Genomic DNA, 20,214 nt, shown 5'->3' on the forward strand with positions numbered 1-20,214 from the left:
GCTCCCACAAGGTTACGCGGCGTGTTTAGAACTCGATGCGCACGTCGCCCTTCGGCACGCTGCAGCACGACAGGATGAACCCTTCGGCTTCGTCTTCTTCGGTGATCCCGCCGTTGTGGTCCATTTCGACCTCGCCACCCAGTTTCAACACCTTGCAGGTGCCGCAGATCCCCATCCCGCACGCTTTCGGAATCAACAGGCCCAACTTGGCAGCAGCGGCGTGAACGGTTTCCCCCGGTGCAACACGAATGCTTTTGCCCGACGCCGTGAACTCCACCTGATGCAAATCCGCCACGTCGATGTCCGGTGCGTCAGCGGCGATTTCGGCCTGCTCCACCGCATCGGCGCGGGCTTCCGGCGGCGTCGCGCCGAAGGATTCTTCGTGATAACGCGACATGTCGAAACCGATGGTCTCGAGCATGCGTTTCACCGCGTTCATGTACGGGGTCGGGCCACAGCAGAACACTTCGCGCTCAAGGAAGTCCGGCGCCATCAACTCAAGCATCTTCTGGTTCAGGTAACCGCGGTAACCGGCCCATGGCTCACCCAGACCATGCTTCTCGCAGATCAGGTGCAGGCTGAAGTTGTCGATCCGCGAGGCCATGTGTTCCAGCTCGCGGTGGTAGATGATGTCTTTGGGCGAACGGGCGCTGTGGATGAACACCATGTCGACGTTGCCGTTGGTGTCGTAGAACCAGCGCGCCATGGACATGACCGGCGTGATGCCGACGCCGCCGCTGAGGTACAGCACTTTCGGCGCAGTGAAGTCCATGGCGTTGAACAGCCCGACCGGCCCGTGCACCGCCAGCTCCTGGCCTTCGTGCAGGGTATCGTGCAACCAGTTGGAGACCTTGCCGCCCGGCACGCGCTTGATCGTCACCGAAAAGCTGTACGGCACCGATGGCGAGCTGGAAATGGTGTAGGAGCGCATGATCGGCACGCCGTCGATTTCCAGCTCCAGGGTGACAAACTGCCCCGGTTTGAAGAAGAACAGGATCGGCTGGTCGGCCATGAAGCAGAAGGTGCGCACATCCCAGGTTTCCTGGATGACTTTGACGCAACGGACGATGTGTCGACCATTGGCCCAGGTCTGGGTGGTTACCGGATTCAGGAAGCTGTTGGACATGCTGTTCTCCACCGCCGATGGTCGGCCTTATGTTGGCGATTCTGCGTATACCGCGAACCACCCATTTACCTATCTGCGACATTCACATACTTATCGCGACCAGCCCCCAACTACCGGGGGTTGCGCGTCGGGAACAGATTGGGCCATGTCGCCCATGGATAAGGTTCCGGACAGCGCCGGCCCCACACTCGCCCCATACAACGACAGCTTCTTTACACCTTGCGTAGCAAACCTGATTAGCCACTTTCGCCGGCCACACAGAATGGCCTTGAGGATCAAATCGATGGACGTCACCGCAAAAATCAGCCTGGGCGATCCGCTGGAACCCGCACGCAAGGCCACCGCGCAGATGCTGCAAGAGCGCGAGCGTACTTTCTCGCTGCCGCAGCCGTTTTACTCTGACGAGCGGCTGTTTGATATCGACATGCAGGAAATCTTTCAGAAAGAGTGGTTGATCGCCGGCATGACCTGCGAGATCCCGACCAAGGGCAACTACCTGACCCTGCAAGTCGGCAAAAACCCGATCATCGTGATTCGCGGCGCCGAAGGCGTGGTGCATGCGTTCCACAACGTCTGCCGCCACCGTGGTTCGCGGCTGTGCACCAGTGAAAAGGGCAAGGTTGCCAAGCTGGTCTGCCACTACCACCAGTGGACCTACGAACTGGACGGTCGCCTGCTGTTCGCCGGCACCGAGATGGGCGCCGACTTCGACATGAAGCAATACGGCCTCAAGCCCGTGAATGTGAAGACTGCCGGCGGCTACATCTTCATCAGCCTGTCGGAGAACCCGCCGGCCATCGATGACTTCCTGTCGACACTGAACCATTACATGGAACCCTACGACATGGAGAACACCAAGGTGGCGATTCAGACCACCTTGTTCGAAAAAGCCAACTGGAAGCTGGTGCTGGAAAACAACCGCGAGTGCTACCACTGCAACGCCTCGCACCCGGAACTGCTGAAAACCCTGCTGGAATGGGACGACGTCACCGACCCACGCGCCGACCAGGCGTTCAAGGACCACGTGGCTTCCTCCGCTGCCGCCTGGGAAGCAGAGAAGATTCCTTACGCTCACGCCAGCTTCGGCCTGCGTAACCGTATCGTGCGCATGCCGCTGCTCAAGGGCGCCGTGTCGATGACCATCGACGGCAAAGTCGGCAGCAAAAAACTCATGGGCCGGATCAAGAATCCGGACCTGGGCTCGATGCGCATCCTGCACCTGCCGCACTCGTGGAACCACTGCATGGGCGACCACATCATCGTCTTTACGGTGTGGCCGATCAGTGCGCAGGAAACCATGGTCACCACCAAGTGGATCGTGCACAAGGACGCGGTCGAAGGCGTGGACTACGACGTGGAGCGCATGCGCCAGGTCTGGGATGCGACCAACGACCAGGACCGTCGCCTGGCGGAAGAGAACCAGCGCGGGATCAACTCCACGGCGTACCAGCCAGGGCCTTATTCCAAGACCTATGAGTTTGGTGTGGTGAACTTTGTGGATTGGTATAGCGAGCGGCTGCTGAATAATCTTGGGGCTGAGCCAGCGCCTTACCTCAAAGGCGTTCCGGTTCAAGGCTGATCAAGATCAAAAGCTTCGCGAGCAAGCCCGCTCCCACAGTGGATCGGTGGCGTACACAAGTTTTGTGAACGACGCAGATCAAGTGTGGGAGCGGGCTTGCTCGCGAAAGCGGCCTTACATTCACCCGATCAACTGGAAGACCACCGCACACTGCCATCCTCCCCAATAAACGCCTCGATAATGCTCTCCCCCACCAACCGCACTTTCACATAACCATTCAACACCCGATCAGGGTACGCCTCATCCCACGCGTTCTGCCTGAACCGGATGTGGATAAGTGACGGCTGTCCTGGTGCCGTGGGAGTGAAAATAGGTGACGGGTTGAAGTCAAGAAGGGCCTTGGAACTGTATGAAATCTGATCTATTGCGTTCAGGCCTATGCGGAACGTGGCTTGCAGGGTTTGGCGAACAAGTTATCCACAACTCCACCCACAGCTAATGGGGACAAGTGTGGAATCGGTGGAAATTTTATTCACAGAATGCGAAGAAAATCCGTGACTTATCGGGAACAAGGGTTCTTGACAACTATTGATTGTTTTTTGATCTAAAGCCTGCAAGCCACGGTTTACCTGACCCCCAGAGGATGGCGAACACCTTATCCACAGAAGCACCAACAGACTTTGGGGGCAACTATGGCTGATCTGTGGAAAACCATGAGAAACCCCGATAAATCGGGATTTACGCCGGATATTCCACAACAAAACGGTGATTTGGCTGTTTTTTAATCAGACGCTTGAGAAACCCGGTTTATATGGCCTGTAGCCGACAGCAAACATCTTATCCACAGATGCACCAACAGAGATTGGGGGCAAGTATGGATGGGCCAGTAAAGTTATCCTCTGGAAAAAGCTCGAGAAAACCGTGAGTTAGGCTGGTTGTTTTTTATACGAGGGGTTGCAGGGCTTGTTTTACATGGGGTGCAGCGAAGGGCGAACATGTTATCCACAGAAGCGCTAACAGGGTTTGTGGGTAAAACGTTCACATACTCTTTCTACGGCTGTTTGCCGGGTCCAGCGATCCGCCGCGTCGGATTGCAGTCCCGTTGAGGGTCTGTCCAGTCGACGCGGTAGCCTGTGAAGCAGGGGACGCTAGGGGAACAAGACTCATAGGAATGTCAACGTGTTCGGCAGCTCCCCTGCCTGGCGAGGGTGGAGAGGTTACCGTCTGTGGTTTCGGAAAGGCTGTTCCCCAGGCCAAATTCCTCAAGTTGCTTCTGACCGTTGCCCACAACGTACCTGCGCGAAAACCATTGGTAATCGCTGGAGCATATCGGACCATAGTTGCCATCGCAGATACCGTAGTAGCAACGTTTGAAACATAAACGGCAGCAGGCCAGCCCGCCAGTTGCCCAACAGTACCGACGATAGCAGTCGTAGATGCAACCGTACTCATGCGCGCAGCGTGCAACATCCAGCCGGCTGCCTTGGCCCCCACCAGGTTGGTCGTTACTATTCCTGCATGCAAGGCGGTAGTTGCCGAAAGCTGAATCAATCGGGCAATCGCTTCACCATACTGTCCTGTGGGGTCCTCGAAGTTGACCGGATCACCCTTGCAATAGACGTACGCATTCCATCCCCCCTTACCAAACGGACTTAACCGATCCGGGCTATGAAAGCGCATCAGCACTGGGCTATATGTACGGTGCCCATTGCCAAGGTGATACCAATCGGTAGGCCGCTCTCTTACCTGTCCATTGAAGCCAAGCCGACCTTGTGCCGCAAACGGGCTGCTGTGCGAACCATAAGGGGTATAAGCGAAACGATTCGGCCCACCGCTATCCAGTTCAGCGAGGATCGTCTGTTGCAGATCCGGCGCCAGCAACAGGGTTCGCGAAAAGGCCGCCGAAGGAGCGCGGACAAAACCTTGGGTTTGACGAGGAGCGGGCATCGACAGCGTCCTTTTGCGACGTAATTGACCCGCAGTGTTTCGGCAAATTCGCGGGGTGGTCGAGTGATCAGCCCGCTCAGGGTAAGCGGGCATCACCTGTCCATTAACCTAACAAACCACCAGAAAAACCGACACTAGCAGTTCTGCTAGGGTCGCCCCCAAATCCGGTGCAGAAAAACCGCAAATACCAAGCCTAAGGTCGATACATCAGATACGCCTCACCCGTCACCCGAATCATCGGATGCGGCGTTATCTGGCAGGTATCGGCGATACGAAAGCCATGTCGCTCATAAAACCGGCGGGCGCCAGTGTTCGCGGCGTAGTCGATCAGGCTCAAGCCATTGAGGCCGAGCTGGTTGGCACGGTCGTAGGCGTAGGCGAGGAATTGCTTGCCCAACCCCTGGTTGCGCCAGCCCTCATGCAGCGCCAGGCTGGAGATGTAAAGGGTGTCGGGGATTTCCATCGTCGCGTAGGGCGCAAGGACCGGGTCCGTCGTCGGCTCCGCCAGCGGATCGTGACGCATCACGTAACTGTGCATCATGCCAATGACCTCGCCCCCGGCCTGCGCGATCAGGCAGTTCTGGTAGGAGAAATCGACGTCTTCACGGGCGTAGCGACTGGCACCGACATCCAGCAAGTCCTGGCCGGGCTGCGCGAGTTGGCTCCAGATGTAATTCGCCGCGCCTTCCGATGAAATCTGAAACAAGCGAGCAATCTCCCGCGCATCCGCGCGCAGGGCCGAACGAAATTCAACAGTCATTATTTTTCCTTGTGGGAGCGGGCTTGCTCGCGAAGGCGGTGTGTCAGTCGCAATCGAAGTTGCCTGACACTCCGTCTTCGCGAGCAAGCCCGCTCCCACATGATTAGATGTGTGCTGGTTATCCGTTAGCGGACGACGCCTTCTTCGATCAACAACTTGAGAATCGCCTCAGCGCCCGCTTGCGCGGTCACGCCCTTGAGCACCTGCCCCCCACCACCACTGGCCTTGGCCGTGGCCGCCTTCATCCGGTCCGCGCCGCTCTTGGCCTTGATCACCTTCAGGCGTTTGGGCCGTGGTTTGGCCGGTTGCAGCGTCGCAACAGCCAGTAACTCATCATCGACCACTTCAACGTCGTCGGCCTGCAGCACGCCACGCCGAGCCGGGCCGTAGGCGCTCTGCCGAGGCTTCGGCGCGGCGTTATCCACAGTGGCGAGAAACGGCAACCGCACTTTCAACCGACGACGCTGACCCCGGGGCAAGGCTTGCAGCACCAGCGCCGAGCTGCCGTCGATGGATTCAACCTGGGCCAGCCCCACCACCAGCGGCCAGCCAAGACTTTCCGCCAGCAGGAACGGCAGCATGCCAGAGCCTTCACCGGTTTCCGCCTGGCTACCGGTCAATACGACCTGAGCCCCGGCGTCACGCAAATAGGCGGTCAATGCGGGCAGCGCATCGGCGCCTGAAGGTTGCTCCAGTACATGCAACTGTTCCAGGCCCATGCCCAAATAGGCGCGCAACGCCGGTTCCGCGACGTCGCCGGCATGCAGCACTTGCAGGTTGTCCCCAGCCAGTTGCAGGCCCAGTTCCACCGCCCGCGCGTCCTGCTCCGCACGACGCGGCCGGCCGGAGGTCGGGTGGGCGCCGATGGACACCAGGCTGATGATTTTCGTGCTCATAACCCTTTCCTTCCCTTAAGCCGCATCGCGCCTGGCTTCGTTGCGGTAAGCCTCTACCGCCGCGATCAAGGCTTGAAGAATATCGGCGCTCTCGCCGATCACCGACAGGTCGGCCCGTTTGATCATGTCGCAGCCAGGGTCGAGGTTGATCGCCACCACCTTGTCGCAGGCACCGATGCCTTGCAGGTGCTGGATCGCCCCGGAAATCCCCACGGCCACGTAGACCCGCGCAGTGACCCAGGTGCCGGACGCGCCGACCTGACGGTCGCGAGCCATGAAACCATCGTCCACCGCCACGCGGGACGCGCCTTCGGTGGCGCCAAGGGCGGCGGCGGTCTGGTGGAACAAATTCCAATCCTTGACCCCGTTTCCGCCGGAGAAAATGAATTCCGCTTCGGCCATCGGAATTGCCGCCGGGTCCACCGCCACCGCGCCCAGATCCTCGATGCGCGACAAACTGCGCGCGATGGTTGTGGATAACTCCACCGGCAACGCCTCATGACGGGTTTCGCTAACCGGTTCGGCGCATTCGACGGCGGCCAGAATCAAGCGCGCCACCGGGCGCGCAAGGTCTTGCAATCCTGCACCTGCTCGACCGATGCACGCCTGATCCTTGACCTGCCAGACCCGCGTGGCCGGGCGTTCGCCCAGTGCTGCGGCAAAGCGTCGGCCCAGTTCGCCGCCACCGGTGCGACTGTCAGGCAGTAACCAGTGACGCGGGCTGAACTGGTTATCCACAGCCCGCAGGCCCTGGACCCGTTGTTCCGGTGCATAACCGCTAAATTCATCGCCATCGAGTACCAGCAAGCGATCGACGCCCGCGGTGGTGAAGGCATTTTCCTTGTGTTCACCGAAGACCACGGCCAATACCGCTCCGTCCTTGCCGGCCAGTTGATGCGCGAGGCCGAGCAGGTCGCGGTCATGGCTGCTCAAGCGGCCACCGACCATGTCCGGCACCACGCTGATGTAAAACGCAGGTGCAGGCACCTGATGCAACGGCAATTGCACTTCAACCGCGGCCGAGCGTTTGCTCGTCCCGCCCTGCTGAGCGCCGCTGCGGTCGATGCGCTTGATGCCGTTGGGACCGATAAACCCGATGCCATGGGGATTCTTGCGGATGATGCCGTTAGGTCCCATCCAGCTGTGTTGCACCGGTTGCATCGCCGCATGCAGTGGATGCAGGCGGTTGCGGGCAATCCATTCGGCGCGTGGATCGCGGCGGATAATGTCGCTCATCAGTGGGCCTCCGCAGGTTCTTCACGTTTGGCCGGTGCATTCGGTTTGCTCGGGGCAGCGTCTTCGAGCAAGGCATCCGCAACCAGTTCGGCGATGTCCTTGATCAGCGGACGGGGTTCAACCACGCCTTCGAGCATCGCGGTGCATTGTGGGCAACCCACGGCCACCAGTTCGGCGCCGGTTTCGCGGATGTCATCCATGCGCATGTCGGGAATCCGTTGCTTGCCTGGAATGTCGGTGATCGGCGCACCGCCGCCACCGCCGCAGCAGCGCGAGCGGAAGCCGGAGCGTTGCATCTCTTTCACTTCAATCCCGAGGGCGCGCAGTACTTCGCGTGGCGCCTCGTATTCGCCGTTGTAGCGGCCGAGGTAGCACGGGTCGTGATAGGTCACGCTGCTGCCTTTGTGCTGGCCGAGGTTCAGGGCGCCAGCATCGATGATTTCCGCCATGTAGGTGCTGTGGTGCTGCACAAGGTAGTTGCCATCGAAGGCGCCGTACTCGTTTTTCAGCACGTGGAAGCTGTGCGGGTCGCAGGTGACGATGCGGTTGAAGCTGTATTTGGCCAGGGTCTGGATATTGCGTTTGGCCAACAGCTGGAAGGTCGCTTCGTCGCCCAGACGTCGGGCCACGTCACCGCTATCGCGCTCTTCGAGCCCCAGCACCGCGAAGTCGACCTTGGCCGCTTTCAGCACTTTGACGAAGGCACGCAGGGTGCGCTGGTTGCGCATGTCGAAGGCACCGTCGCCGACCCAGAACAGCACGTCGACCGATTTCTTCTCGCTGAGCAGATTCAGGTTCAAATCCGCCGCCCAGTTCATCCGCCCGCCCGGGGCGAAGCCGCCCGGGTTGTCGGTGGCGATCAGGTTCTCCAGGACTTCGGCGCCCTTGTTCGGGGTCGCGCCTTTTTCCAGGGTCAGATGACGGCGCATGTCGACGATGGCATCGACGTGCTCGATCATCATCGGGCATTCCTCGACGCAGGCACGGCATGTAGTGCAGGACCACAGGGTTTCGGCATCGACCAGACCGTTGACGATCGGCTGATGCGGGTTACCGGCGTGTTCGCCAACGGCTTTGCCGGGATACGGGCTGCCGGCAAACTTGGCATCGGTGCCACCGGCCAGCCCGACCACCATGTCTTGAATCAATTTTTTCGGGTTCAGCGGCTGGCCGGCAGCGAATGCCGGGCACGCGGCTTCGCACTTACCGCACTGCACGCAGGCGTCGAAGCCGAGCAATTGGTTCCAGGTGAAGTCCTTGGGTTTTTCCACGCCCAGCGGTGCGGTCGGATCGTTCAGGTCCAGCGGTTTCAAACCTGTGGAACGGCCGCCACCAAAGCGTTCGGCGCGACGGTGCCAGGCCAGGTGCAAAGCACCGGCGAAGGCGTGCTTCATCGGCCCGCCCCAGGTCATGCCGAAGAACAGTTCGCTAACGCCCCACAGCACACCGACGCCGAGGATCGCAGCCACCACCCAGCCGCCGAAGTTTTCCGGAAGGATACCGGCCACCGGCAGGGTCAACAGGAAGAAGCTCGCAGAGAACGCCAACAGGCTTTTCGGCAGACGCATCCATGGCCCTTTGGACAGGCGAGCCGGTGGGTTGCGACGACGCAGGAACATGAAAATCGCACCGACGAACATCACCGTCGAGGCAATCAACAGGGCAACACCGAGAATGCGATTGTGCAGGCCGAAACCGTGAACCAGGATCGCCAGCACAATCGACGCTACCGCACCGCCAGCCGTGGCGACGTGAGTGTTGGCGATGTATTTGTCCCGCGCGACGACATGGTGCAAGTCGACCATGTAGCGCTTGGGCATGGCGAACAGGCCGCCGATCAGGTCGACTTTCGAAGCCCGGCCCCGGCGCCACATAGCCACCCGCCGCAACGCGCCCAGGACAGCCAGGCCCAGGGCAGCGAACAACAGGATTGGAAGAAGGGTGTTCAACATAGGTGTTGCTCCCAAAGACCTCGGGTCTTGCAGGTCGAGATGCCTTACTCGGTCACTGTGGGAGCGAGCTTGCTCGCGAAGGCGGACTGACATTCAACATCGATGTCGACTGACCCACCGCTTTCGCGAGCAAGCTCGCTCCCACAGGGTTGTGTGCAAGCCGTTAGAAGTCTTTACACAGTCTGAGTGCGTCGTAGATCGCCGCGTGTATGTTGCGTTGCGCCACGCAGTCGCCGATGCGGAACAGCAGGTAGCCGTCGCCGCTCTGTTCCAGGCAAGGTTGCGGCTTGATCGCGAACAAGGCTTCGACGTCGATCTGGCCTTTATTGCGCGAGCCTTCCTTCATCGCGTAGTAGATCTCTTCATCCGGACGCACGCCGTTTTCGACCACCACCTGGTCCACCACCCGCTCCTCTTTGGCGCCGGTGTATTCGTTTTCCAGTACCGCGATCAGCTTGTCGCCTTCGCGGTAGACCTTCTCCAGCATCATGTCGCCGGTCATGATCACTTCTTTGGGGTACATGCTGCGGTAGTAGGTCGGGAACGATGTACCGCCAATCGCCACGCCGGGCTTGATGTCGTCGGTGACGATCTCGACCTGGCTGCCTTTGTCGGCCAGGAAGTCGGCCGTCGACATGCCGGTGAACTCGCAAATGGTGTCGTAGACCAGCACGTTCTTGCCCGGTGCAACCTTGCCATCGAGGATGTCCCAGCTGCTGACCACCAGGCCTTCAGCCGCGCCCCAGTGCTCGTTCTGCTCCAGGAAGGGATGACCGCCGACGGCGAGCACCACCACGTCCGGACGCAGGTCGAGAATGGTCGGCGCATCGGCCGCCACGCCCAGGCGCAGGTCGACTTTCAACCGCGCCAGCTCCAGCTGATACCAGCGGGTGATACCGGCGATCTGGTCCCGTTGCGGTGCTTTCGAAGCGGTGGTGATCTGCCCGCCGATGAATTCCTTTTTCTCGAACAAGGTGACGTCGTGGCCACGCTCGGCGGCCACACGCGCGGCTTCCATCCCGGCAGGGCCGGCGCCGACCACCACCACTTTGCGTTTCACGCCAGTGGTCTTTTCGATGATGTGCGGCAGGCCCATGTACTCGCGGGATGTCGCGGCGTTCTGGATGCACAACACATCCAGGCCCTGGTATTGCCGGTCGATGCAGTAGTTGGCGCCGACGCATTGTTTGATCTGGTCAATCTGGCCCATTTTGATCTTGGCGATCAGGTGCGGGTCGGCGATGTGGGCGCGGGTCATGCCGACCATGTCGACGTAACCGCCTTCCAGGATACGGGTCGCCTGATTGGGGTCCTTGATGTTCTGCGCGTGCAACACCGGAGCCTTGACCACTTCCTTGATACCGGCCGCCAGGTGCAGGAACGGCTCCGGTGGATAACTCATGTTCGGGATCACGTTGGCCAGGGTGTTGTGGGTGTCGCAACCCGAACCCACGACGCCGATGAAGTCCAGCATGCCGGTATCGTCGTAGTACTTGGCGATCTGTTTCATGTCCTCATGGGACAAACCGTCCGGGTGAAATTCGTCACCGCACAGACGGATGCCGACGCAGAAATCCGGCCCGACTTCGGCCCGCACGGCCTTGAGCACTTCCAGGCCGAAGCGCATGCGATTCTCGAAACTGCCGCCCCATTCGTCAGTACGTTTGTTGACCCGCGGGCTCCAGAACTGGTCGATCATGTGCTGGTGCACAGCGGACAGTTCGACCCCATCCAGGCCCCCGGCCTTGGCCCGGCGAGCGGCCTGCGCGTAGTTACCGATCACCCGCCAGATTTCTTCCGGCTCGATGGTCTTGCAGGTGGCACGGTGCACCGGCTCGCGCACGCCCGACGGCGACATCAGCGTCGGCCAGTTAAAGCCGTCCCAACGGGACCGACGGCCCATGTGGGTAATCTGGATCATGATCTTGGCGCCGTGCTTGTGCATGGCGTCGGCGAGATTCTGGAAGTGCGGAATGATGCGGTCGGTGGAGAGGTTCACCGAACTCCACCACTCCTGCGGGCTGTCGATGGCCACCACGGAAGAACCGCCGCAAATCGCCAGGCCGATCCCGCCCTTGGCTTTCTCTTCGTAATACTTGACATACCGGTCGGTGGTCATGCCGCCGTCGGTCGCGTAGACCTCGGCGTGCGCGGTGCTGAGCACGCGGTTGCGGATGGTCAGTTTGCCGATCTGGATCGGCTGGAACATTGCTTCGAAAGCCATGGCGGGATCCTCAACTTACAACGGCTTGACGGTGAACAAACCGTCGTCGTGGCCTTCTTCGGAGCCACCGTAGACTTGTTCGGCAACCGTGCGAATCTGGCTGCCGCGGGCTTGCAGAATCTGGTCCATGGCACCGGCAAACCAGCCCGTGAACATGTAGTCGACCTTGCGCCCGACCTTGCCGTACACGTAGACGAACGCCGAGTGTTCGAGCTTGACGCTGGCAGTGCCCTTGTCGAGGTCGATGTCCTGGATCTTGAACAGGCCCCAGCCGCGCTGCGACAGGCGCTTCATGTAGTGCTCGAACACCGCAACGCCTTCCAGGCCGTGGCATTCAGCTTCTTTTTCACACCAGTGCCAGGCGGACTTGTAACCGGCCTTGTAGAGGATGTCGGCGTAGGCGTCGGCGCCCAGCACTTCCTCGATGCCCATGTGGTTGTTGACGAAGAAGTGGCGCGGTACGTACAGCATCGGCAGGGCATCGGAGGTCCAGACACCGGTTTCGCTGTCGACTTCGATGGGTAATTGCGGGGCGATCTTGGCCATGGAAACTTAACTCCAGAAAAATTTTGGTGTCGCCCCCGGCACGGACGGCCGGGGGAAAGGATTCAGAGGTGTGGCGGCTTATTCGCCCCAGACGTCTTTCAAGACGTTGACCCAGTTCTCGCCCATGATCTTGCGCACCACGCGCTCGGAATGGCCGCGCTTGAGCAGGGTTTCGGTCAGGTTCGGGAACTCGCCGACGGTGCGGATGCCCAGCGGGTTGATGATCTTGCCGAAGCTCGTCAGACGGCGGGCGTAGCCCTTGTCATGGGTCAGGTATTCGAAGAAGTCCTGGCCATGGCCCTGGGTGAAGTCGGTGCCGATGCCGATGGCGTCTTCGCCGACGATGTTCATGGTGTATTCGATGGCTTCGGCGTAGTCGTCGATGGTCGAATCGATACCCTTGGCCAGGAACGGCGCGAACATGGTCACACCGACGAAACCGCCGTGGTCAGCAATAAACTTAAGCTCTTCATCGGACTTGTTGCGCGGGTGGATTTTCAGGCCCGACGGCAGGCAATGGGAGTAGCAGACCGGCTTCTTCGATTCGAGGATCACTTCTTCGGAAGTCTTCGAACCGACGTGGGACAGGTCGCACATGACCCCGACGCGGTTCATCTCGGCGACGATCTCACGACCGAAACCCGACAGGCCGCCATCGCGCTCGTAGCAGCCGGTGCCCACCAAGTTCTGGGTGTTGTAGCACATCTGCACAATACCGACGCCCAGCTGCTTGAACACCTCGACATAGCCGATCTGGTCTTCGAAGGCGTGGGCATTCTGGAAACCAAACAGGATCCCGGTCTTGCCCTGCTCCTTGGCCTTGCGGATGTCGGCGGTGGTGCGCACCGGAATCACCAGGTCGCTGTTCTCGCGGATCAGTTTCTGGCTGGCAGCGATGTTGTTGACGGTGGCCTGGAAGCCCTCCCACACCGACACGGTGCAGTTGGCTGCGGTCAGACCGCCCTTGCGCATGTCTTCGAACAGCTCACGGTTCCACTTGGCAATAATCAGCCCGTCGATAACGATGCTGTCGGCGTGCAGTTCGGCTGGGCTCATCAGGCTGTCCCCTATTAGCGATTCATGCGCCGAATCGTGTGCCGGCGCTTTGGGGCCAGCATATGCCTCAGTGCCTTGGCAGCCGGGTGCAAAAACGACAGGGGAATTGCCGAAAGCGTCAATCCGCGACAAAGGGTCGTCAACCGGCCGGATAAGCCACCTGTTCAAGCCCGGCCGCTTACGCCAGAATCCATCGCATCACTGGATTTTTCACTGGATTAAGGGCGGCGACGCGATGAAATCGATCTTCCTGGCTTTGGCACTGATAGCGACTGGCGCGCAGGCGGCTGAAGAGGCCGACGACAACCCCTGCGACGCCGTCGAAAACGAAATTCAGACCCTGGAATGCTCGGCCTACAGCAGAACCACAGCCGAAGATCTGCTGAGTGAAAACTACAAAAGCCTGACCGAGCGCATGCAGACGCTCTACGGCAAGAACCCGGCGCAATTGACCGATATCACCGCCAAACTAAAGACGGCCCAGCAACAGTGGCTGAAGACCCGGGATGCGGATTGCGCGGTCGAGGCGTTTCCGGCGACCAGTGGCAGCAAGGCGTTCACCATTGCGCAAAATGATTGCGTGGCGCGGGTGAGTGATGAACGGTCGGAGTTTTTGGAGTCGATCGGGCAGGAGTAATCCTGATGGCCTGTCGGAAGCTGGCTCTATTGTCAGCTTTCAACCTCGAGAAGGTCCCTTCCTACAACATCGGTTTACTGAGACTACAACGGCCCTCCCGCCCCCCCCCCGACTGACCACACTATTCGGGCAACATGCCGACATGGTTTGTTGGTTGGACGCTGTCATATTATAAGTAAAGATTGGAAAATCTTATAAAAGACTTATATTCTCCTATGAACAGTATCCACTGGACGCGAAAGGCCGTTAAGCAACTGTTGAAATTGCACTCCGCTCATCAGATCCAGGTACGTGATGCCGTCACGGTGCTGGCTGGCATGCCTGATGTAGCCGATGTCAAAGCACTGGTTGGTCATGACTGCTCCTATCGTCTGCGTGTGGGCAATTATCGGGTCATGTTCGACTGGGCCGGCGCAATTAAAGTGATCAGTATTCAAGAGGTAAAAAAATGCGATGAACGCACCTACTGACGTTCAAATCATCAACGACGCAGACGGAAACCCTGCGTTCGTGGTCATCCCCTATGCGCAATACGTGGCGCAGAAGATTGAGCCCGAACTGATTCCCCATGCGGTGGTCAGTCGCATCGTCGACGGCGCAACGCCTATTCGGGCCTGGCGCGAACACCTGAACCTTACACAGGATGAAGTGGCCAGGCGCATGGGCATTTCCCAGCCGGCCTTCGCCCAGCAAGAAACCGTCGCCAAGCCTCGCAAGGCGACCCGTGAGAAAATCGCCGCGGCATTTGGCATCACCGCCAACCAACTAGAGCTGTAAGCTGAACGCCAGCATCAGGAAAAGGGATTGAAATGAACATCTGCGGCATCGAAATCAAAGGCAGCGAAGCGATTATCGCAATGGCCTCCCTCGAGGATCAGGTGCTGAGTCACGTCGCCCTGGCCACAAAGAAAATCGCCCTCGACGATGACGACGAGGCGGCGAACGTCAAAGTGTTTGCTGCTCAAGTGGCGTCGTTTGTGCGCGAAAATTCCATCGATCGGATCGCGATCAAGAAACGCAGCAAGAAAGGCGAGTTTGCCGGTGGCCCGACCACGTTCAAGATCGAAGGGGTTTTCCAGTTGCTGGAAAATTGCGAGGTGACACTGCTGTCGCCGCAGACCATCAATGCCCAGGCCAAAAAGCACAATTTCGACCTGCCGGGAACGCTGAACAAGTATCAGCATGAGGCCTATAAGGCAGCGTGTTCGGCGTTGATGAAGAAGTAAGCAAATTCGAATAGATCCAACCGGCGCCCCACCCACAGGCGCCGTCTTGCACCGTCACCCACTGCTGCTCATAAACAGACATAAACCTGTCATTTATGACAGTTAACAAGCTCAAAGCCAAGCGCATATATTGGAACTTTCCATAAGCGCTCGACAATCACATGGCCGATTTCCTGCAGACCAACATTCACTACGCTACCCCTACCCTGATGGCACACGACCCGCGCCGCCAGTTGATTCGTAGCGTGGCCTACTACCGTGCCCAAGTGGAACAAACGCCTGAACCGCGAATCAATCGCCAGGCTTACAACCCGAACGGGCACCTGAGCGCTGGGTGGGACGCACGTCTATGGGCAACGCAAGGCCAGCCTAATCTGACCATGGTGTACGCCCTCTCCGGTAAACCATTACTGAACAGCAGCGTTGATGCCGGCTGGAAAGCAAAACTGCCGGGAGCCAGCGGCGAGCTTGGATTCGAGTGGGATGGTCGGGACAATCAACGTCAGATCGAGTACGACAACCTGTTACGCCCGATCGCCATCTCAGAGCAAACTGTCAACGCTGCCTCTGCCACGACTGAGCGGATGGTCTATGCCGACAGCCTCGCCGAGTACAGCTCACATAATCAGTGCGGACGCCTGATTCGCCACGATGACACGGCAGGCTGCCTGCATCTCCACGAATACAGCCTTGCGGGCACTCTGTTAAGCGAATCCCGACAGTTCATGAACGAGCTGTCAATTGCCAATTGGCCAGAGCGTTTGACTGACCGCGACAGCAAACTCGAAGCCGAAGGTGAAACCACCCAATGGCGCTTCAATCCCCTGGGCAACCTGTTGACCCAGACCGATGCACGGGAGAACCAAAGACTATTGGGCTATGACATCGCAGGCCAGCTCACACAGGTAACCCTCAAACGCAGGCATCTGCCGGACAAAACGCTACTCAGTAACAGGTGCTACGGCGTCAGTGGTCAGATCGAGCACGAAACTGCGGGTAATGGTGTTACGACAACCCGCCGTTATGACATTCAAAGCGATCGCCTGTTGCAACTCACCTCAAGTCGTCCAGGCCATACGCTCCAGGACCTTGCCTATACCTACAATCCTGTCGGCAATATAACCCGGATCCGGGACTCGGTCGCAGCTATACGCTACTTCAGGAACCAGCGTACTGACCCCACCAACCACTATCGATATGACACGCTTTCTCAGTTGATAGAGGCAAGCGGTCGAGAGTCCGTTGCCGCGAACCAGGCCCCCGTAATGCGTCGGTCGCAATCGACCGTGACAAGTGCCTACAAACAGAGATTCACATATGACTCCGCAGGAAATCTACAAACCCTCATCCATGAAGGTCTTCGAGGTTACTGCCGTGAGAGGGTGACCGAGCCTTCAAGTAACCGAAGCCTGCCCAAACCGCAGACAGGTGAGCCGGATTTCATCAACAGCTTCGACAATAACGGCAACTTGCTGGTCCTGTCATCCGGCTCACAGGCCATGCATTGGGACAGCCGCAACCAATTGAGCAAGGTCATCCAGGTCGTTAGGGATGAGACACCGAGTGACGATGAATGCTATCGCTACGACGCCCACGGCCAGCGGCTACGCAAGGTGCTCCATCGCAAAGCAAAATCTGCGACCTTGGTCAGCGAAGTGCGTTATCTGCCCGGGTTGGAGATCCATTACAACGGTTGCGAAGAAGTGCGGTATGTCGTGAATGCTGATACCGGAGATTGCAACGCGCGGGTTTTGCATTGGCACGAAACTCCGCCCGAAGGCATTGCCAACGACCAGATCCGTTACAGTTTGAGCGATCACCTCGGCTCCTGCACGCTAGAACTGGACGAGGATGCAGCGCTGATAAGCCAGGAGGGCTACTACGCTTTTGGCGGCACCGCCTGGTGGCTCGCTCGAAGTGACGCTGAGGCCAGTTACAAAACCCTCCGATACTCCGGAAAAGAACGGGATGCCACCGGGCTTTACTACTATGGACTTCGTTATTACGCACCCTGGTTACAGCGTTGGATCAACCCGGATCCCGCGGGTGACATCGATGGTTTGAACCGCTACCGGATGGTTCAGAACAATCCACTGCGCTTCAAGGACAGCCAAGGCCTTGCACCGGTTGAGCCCGTCAATGAATTCGAAAGAAAAATGCTCGCTGCCGGGCAGGCGATACTTTATCGGCGTGCCAACGACTTGCCCGAGGATCAGCGACGCGAATTCCAGAACGACTTTTCAGCCATGATCAACTTTACAAAAAATGCGATTTCAGCGCTCACCGGTCCAGATCGGACACCTTCGACGCAAGAAAAATTAAGAAATATTTTCGGCCGCAGCATGGACGAGAAGCACCTGAACATCGCTGTAAACGCAGCCAGGAAAAAACTCAAAAAAACTCTTCATGGCGCCATCAAGGACCAGGCTAGCGGTGATCGTTTTGTTTTCTCCGGGAACAATCCGTTAAAGCCGGGGCAACGGGCTCATCGAGAAAAATCCAAGTCTGAGGGGGTGAATGCTATCTACTTGAACCTCAAGGGCCGCCAACAATCACCACCACGAAACGCTGCGACAATATTTCACGAACTCAGTCATGTTCATGCGAAGACAAAAGACTTCTGGTATTTATTTGCCGACTCATCACATGGCGATACGGCAGAGGCCATCGACGCCAATATAAATGCCGCACTTGAGAAATCTCTATCAATTGCCACAAACGCGCCTGACGTATCAAAAATCAAGGAAAAGAACCGACCTGCATTCTTGAAGCACATCGTCCGCGCACAAAAAGAACCCCAGTCGCCAGAAATTCAGGCGTGGAATGCGCAAATAGCAATCACCACGCACAATGCAGACAGTTTGAGCGCTCTGGTCCTCCAGTTCAGGTCTCGGGATGCTCACTAAATGACAGGTGCCTTTGCGCAAGGGGGCTGTGGCACACCGATGCGCTTTTGAGCCCCAACACCGCGCCGATCCTCCCGCGGGCACCGCTCAAACCGCGACCGGTAGCTACGAGTAAAATACGACGGTGACTCAAACCCACAGGCAATGCTGACTTCAAGCACGCTCATGTCGGTCTGACGGAGCAGTTGCCGCGCCTTTTCAAGCCTCAAGCGCAAGTAGAAGTTGCTCGGTGTGTCATTCAAATGCAGGCGAAACAAGCGCTCCAGCTGCCGGCGCGTTACTTTGATCGATTCGGCCAACGCCAGCGTGCTCAACGGCGGCTCACTGTGCTGCTCCATCTCCCCAATCACCTGCACCAGTTTCTTGTTACTGATGCCATACCGCGTGGCGACTTCCATTCGCTGGTGGTCTTTGCGCGGGCGAATGCGGCCGAGCACAAATTGTTCGCTGACCTGGATCGCCAGTTCCGGGCCGTGGGCCTGGGCGATGAGGTCGAGCATCAGGTCGATGGAAGCGGTGCCGCCCGCAGAAGTGATACGCCGACGGTCGATTTCGAACAGCTCCTGGGTGACGCTGAGCTGTGGGTACGACTCCTTGAACGCGTCGATGGCTTCCCAGTGCAACGTCAGGCGATGGCCGTCGAGCAGGCCGGCCTCGGCGAGGACGAAGCTGCCGGTGTCGATGGCGCCGAGGGTCACGCCTTCGTTGTCCAGGCGACGCAGCCAGTGTTCCAGTGCCGGGGTGGCGAACTTCAGTGGTTCGAAACCGGCAATCACCAATAGGGTTGCACCTTTTTTCAGCGGTTCCAGCGCCGCGTCGGCGTTCACCGACATGCCGTTGCTGGCCAATACCGCGCCACCGTCGGCGCTCAGGACATGCCAGCGATACAGCTCGCCGCGAAAGCGATTGGCGACCCGCAGCGGCTCGATGGCCGAGATGAAACCGATGGCCGAGAAACCCGGCATCAACAAGAAGTAGAAATCCTGGGACATGGAGCGCACTCGATAGGCGGGTAACGTGAGGGCGGGTAGCGTGTGGACGTTGATACGCCACTTGCAACAGGCTTTCAAGAGCACAGGTCGCTGCAGTGCAAGAGCTGGTCGCCGCAGTGCGCTTTCACGGGGGCTATGCTGCGTAACTTGGCATCACCGGCACACGAAGATGTCGGAACCCACAATAACGTCTGCCGAGGAACCCCGACATGAAACAACTGATCAGCAGCTGTGTTCTTGCACTCAGCGGTACCGCCTTCTTGAGCGCCAGTGTCATGGCGGCCGAACCTGCATCGTGCCAGAACGTGCGCATGGGCGTCGTGAACTGGACCGACGTGATCGCCACCAGCGCCATGACCCAGGTCCTGCTCGACGGCCTCGGCTACAACACCAAACAAACCAGCGCGTCCCAGCAAATCATCTTCGCCGGGATTCGCGACCAGCGCCTGGACCTGTTTCTGGGCTACTGGAACCCGTTGATGACCCAGACCATCACGCCTTTCGTCCAGGCCAATCAAGTCAAGGTTCTGCAAGAGCCAAGCCTGAAAGACGCCCGCGCGACCCTGGCCGTGCCGACTTACCTCGCTGACAAGGGCCTGAAAACCTTCGCCGACATCGCCAAGTTCCAAAAAGAACTGGGCGGCAAGATCTACGGCATCGAGCCTGGCTCGGGCGCCAATACCCAGATCAAGGCGATGATCGCCAAGAATCAGTTCGGCCTCGGCAAGTTTCAGCTGGTCGAGTCCAGCGAGGCCGGCATGCTCGCCGCGGTGGATCGCGCCGTACGGCGCAAGGAAGCGGTGGTGTTCTTCGGTTGGGCGCCGCACCCGATGAACGTCAACGTGCAGATGACTTACCTCACTGGCAGCGAAGACGCCCTGGGCCCGAACGAAGGCATGGCCACCGTCTGGACGGTCACCTCGCCGAACTACGCCGAACAATGCCCGAACATCGGTCGCTTGCTGAGCAACCTGACCTACACCGCCGAAGACGAGAGCCGGATGATGCAGCCGTTGCTGGAGCACAAGGACGCTTTCGAATCGGCCAAGCAATGGCTGAAAGATCACCCGCAAGACCAGCAACGCTGGCTCGAAGGCGTAACCACCTTCGATGGCAAACCGGCGGCTGAAAACCTGAAATTGACCACCAAATAAACCCGATTGAACCACCGATCCGCAGCCCGACCGGACT

17 protein-coding genes and 1 pseudogene are annotated in these 20,214 nt (G+C 58.8%); 7 read left to right on the forward strand and 11 right to left on the reverse strand.

What is annotated here, in order from left to right; genetic code table 11:
- Window positions 1–25: 25 nt before the first annotated feature.
- Window positions 26–1,126 (reverse strand): glycine betaine monooxygenase reductase subunit, encoded by a 1,101-nt coding sequence (gene gbcB / locus ACA067_RS30440; RefSeq protein ID WP_497459771.1) that lies wholly within the window; start codon window positions 1,124–1,126, stop codon window positions 26–28.
- A 283-nt stretch (window positions 1,127–1,409) separates the two neighbouring features.
- On the opposite strand from gbcB, the gene gbca reads away from it, so the two are divergent.
- Window positions 1,410–2,705, forward strand: coding sequence for a glycine betaine monooxygenase oxygenase subunit (gene gbca, locus ACA067_RS30445; protein WP_497459772.1), 1,296 nt, complete (start codon window positions 1,410–1,412; stop codon window positions 2,703–2,705).
- Between the two features lie 128 nt (window positions 2,706–2,833).
- Here gbca and ACA067_RS30450 read toward each other — a convergent pair.
- From ACA067_RS30450 to ACA067_RS30490, 9 genes and pseudogenes are all read right to left on the reverse strand, one after another.
- A pseudogene (locus tag ACA067_RS30450) lies at window positions 2,834–2,962 on the reverse strand (metallophosphoesterase); the annotation flags it as partial.
- 721 nt (window positions 2,963–3,683) lie between these two features.
- Window positions 3,684–4,685, reverse strand: a complete 1,002-nt coding sequence (locus tag ACA067_RS30455) for an RHS repeat-associated core domain-containing protein (RefSeq protein WP_497459773.1) — start codon at window positions 4,683–4,685, stop codon at window positions 3,684–3,686.
- 100 nt (window positions 4,686–4,785) lie between these two features.
- Window positions 4,786–5,352, reverse strand: a complete 567-nt coding sequence (locus ACA067_RS30460) for a GNAT family N-acetyltransferase (protein WP_497459774.1) — start codon at window positions 5,350–5,352, stop codon at window positions 4,786–4,788.
- A gap of 125 nt (window positions 5,353–5,477) precedes the next feature.
- A complete protein-coding gene (gene etfB / locus ACA067_RS30465; RefSeq protein WP_497459775.1) occupies window positions 5,478–6,248 on the reverse strand; it encodes an electron transfer flavoprotein subunit beta in 771 nt (256 codons plus the stop codon).
- Window positions 6,249–6,263: 15 nt separating this feature from the next.
- A complete protein-coding gene (gene etfA / locus ACA067_RS30470; RefSeq protein ID WP_497459776.1) occupies window positions 6,264–7,484 on the reverse strand; it encodes an electron transfer flavoprotein subunit alpha in 1,221 nt (406 codons plus the stop codon).
- Entirely contained in the window at window positions 7,484–9,436 is a 1,953-nt protein-coding gene (dgcB, locus tag ACA067_RS30475; RefSeq protein WP_497459777.1) for a dimethylglycine demethylation protein DgcB, read from the reverse strand. Before dgcB ends, etfA begins: the two co-directional genes overlap by 1 nt.
- Before the next feature lie 163 nt (window positions 9,437–9,599).
- Complete coding sequence (gene dgcA, locus ACA067_RS30480; protein WP_497454366.1) at window positions 9,600–11,660, reverse strand: dimethylglycine demethylation protein DgcA; 2,061 nt, start codon at window positions 11,658–11,660, stop codon at window positions 9,600–9,602.
- A 15-nt stretch (window positions 11,661–11,675) separates the two neighbouring features.
- Window positions 11,676–12,206, reverse strand: coding sequence for a DUF5943 domain-containing protein (locus ACA067_RS30485; RefSeq protein WP_128874052.1), 531 nt, complete (start codon window positions 12,204–12,206; stop codon window positions 11,676–11,678).
- Window positions 12,207–12,284: 78 nt separating this feature from the next.
- Window positions 12,285–13,262 carry a dipeptidase gene (locus ACA067_RS30490; protein ID WP_008033250.1) on the reverse strand — a complete coding sequence of 326 codons (978 nt, stop codon included), beginning with the start codon at window positions 13,260–13,262 and terminating at the stop codon, window positions 12,285–12,287.
- Between the two features lie 235 nt (window positions 13,263–13,497).
- Between ACA067_RS30490 and ACA067_RS30495 the strand changes: the two genes are divergently transcribed.
- The 5 genes from ACA067_RS30495 (at window position 13,498) to ACA067_RS30515 (ending at window position 18,031) form a co-directional block, all read left to right on the forward strand.
- Complete coding sequence (locus tag ACA067_RS30495) at window positions 13,498–13,899, forward strand: lysozyme inhibitor LprI family protein (RefSeq protein ID WP_497462869.1); 402 nt, start codon at window positions 13,498–13,500, stop codon at window positions 13,897–13,899.
- 215 nt (window positions 13,900–14,114) lie between these two features.
- Window positions 14,115–14,369 carry a type II toxin-antitoxin system RelE family toxin gene (locus ACA067_RS30500; protein ID WP_497459778.1) on the forward strand — a complete coding sequence of 85 codons (255 nt, stop codon included), beginning with the start codon at window positions 14,115–14,117 and terminating at the stop codon, window positions 14,367–14,369.
- Complete coding sequence (locus tag ACA067_RS30505; protein WP_497459779.1) at window positions 14,353–14,676, forward strand: helix-turn-helix domain-containing protein; 324 nt, start codon at window positions 14,353–14,355, stop codon at window positions 14,674–14,676. Before ACA067_RS30500 ends, ACA067_RS30505 begins: the two co-directional genes overlap by 17 nt.
- A 32-nt stretch (window positions 14,677–14,708) precedes the next feature.
- Window positions 14,709–15,125 carry a DUF3010 family protein gene (locus ACA067_RS30510; protein WP_497459780.1) on the forward strand — a complete coding sequence of 139 codons (417 nt, stop codon included), beginning with the start codon at window positions 14,709–14,711 and terminating at the stop codon, window positions 15,123–15,125.
- Between the two features lie 161 nt (window positions 15,126–15,286).
- A complete protein-coding gene (locus tag ACA067_RS30515; protein WP_497459781.1) occupies window positions 15,287–18,031 on the forward strand; it encodes an RHS repeat protein in 2,745 nt (914 codons plus the stop codon).
- Here ACA067_RS30515 and ACA067_RS30520 read toward each other — a convergent pair.
- On the reverse strand, window positions 18,028–19,023 hold the full coding sequence (locus tag ACA067_RS30520) for a GlxA family transcriptional regulator (RefSeq protein WP_497459782.1): 996 nt from the start codon (window positions 19,021–19,023) through the stop codon (window positions 18,028–18,030). The two genes, ACA067_RS30515 and ACA067_RS30520, sit on opposite strands and share 4 nt — an antisense overlap.
- 209 nt (window positions 19,024–19,232) lie before the next feature.
- Between ACA067_RS30520 and choX the strand changes: the two genes are divergently transcribed.
- The gene (gene choX, locus ACA067_RS30525) at window positions 19,233–20,177 is read left to right on the forward strand and encodes a choline ABC transporter substrate-binding protein (protein ID WP_497459783.1); all 945 of its coding nucleotides are present in this window, start codon (window positions 19,233–19,235) and stop codon (window positions 20,175–20,177) included.
- Window positions 20,178–20,214: the final 37 nt, after the last annotated feature.

This window comes from Pseudomonas sp. LBUM1674, from assembly GCF_059695635.1.